The 1,141-nt window shown below is 36.0% G+C and carries 1 protein-coding gene; it reads left to right on the forward strand.

Going from position 1 to position 1,141, the window contains the following annotated elements:
• Window positions 1–119 precede the first annotated feature (119 nt).
• Window positions 120–1,141 (forward strand): ISL3 family transposase (locus B1B04_RS25235; RefSeq protein WP_079564514.1); only part of this gene is annotated, 1,022 nt, incomplete at its 3' end.

Raw genomic sequence — 1,141 nt, forward strand, 5'->3', positions numbered from 1 at the left:
GGTTCTATAATATTTTTTGGGGTATTCGCACAATTCCACGCATAAAAAAAGCACAGATTCACCGATTTATATATACTTGAATTGTCGAGAAACAAGTAATAGAAAGGTGAACTGTGCATATGAATTTTAACACGAATATTCCAGGATTAAAAGATGTAGAGATTACGAAAGTAGAAGAAGTAGGCGATCGAATCGCATTGTATGTACAATTGCCTAAATGTACGCATCAATGTCCAGTTTGTAAAAAAGAAACTTCGAAGGTTCACGATTATCGTATACAGAAGATCAATCATTTAAAGTGGTTTGAACGTTTAACTATTCTTTTCTATAAACGTCGTCGTTATGTTTGTAAATGTGGAAAGCGCTTCTCCGAAAAATCCCCTTTCGTAGATAAATATCAACGGTATTCTAAGGAATGGAATCAAGTAGTAAATATACGTGCTATTAAAGCCAAAACATTTAAAGAAGCTGCAGAAGTACTAGGCACATCAACCACGACGGTCATTCGCCGTTTTAAAAAGGTAGCGAATAAACAATTAGTAGAGGGTGTACGTTTACCAAAAGTGATTGCGATTGATGAGTATAAAGGCGATACAGATGCAGGTACGTATCAGCTAATAATTGCGAATGCGGAGACGCGCGAACCGATCGATATTTTACCGAATCGTAAAAAAGAAACAATAAAAAATTACTTAAGTCAGTATGGAGCCGATGTTGAAATAGTGGTTATGGATATGAATCCAAGTTTTAAAGCAGCTGTTCATCAAGCGCTAGGTCGACCTGTTATTGTGGCAGACCGCTTTCATTTTAGCCGTTATATTTATTGGGCAATGGATGAAGTGCGCCGACAAGTACAAAAAGAATGGGATAAATACAATCGCACAAAGTGTAAACGTATGCGTCATGTATTTTATAAACGTGCATCTAAATTATCACCGAAACAACAGTGGTACTTACAGCGCTATACAGAAATGTCTGAAACATTGAAAGTAGCTCATGAATTAAAGGAAATCTATTGTGAATGGTTTGATTGGGCAAAGACAAAGAATGATGTTGTAGAAGTGAAAAAGCGATTACTAGCTTTTTACCGTAAGGTAGAAGAGGCAAAATTACCAGCTTTCTTAAAAGCAATTCAAACATT

This window comes from Lysinibacillus sp. KCTC 33748 (assembly GCF_002237755.1).
Lineage (GTDB): Bacteria > Bacillota > Bacilli > Bacillales_A > Planococcaceae > Lysinibacillus.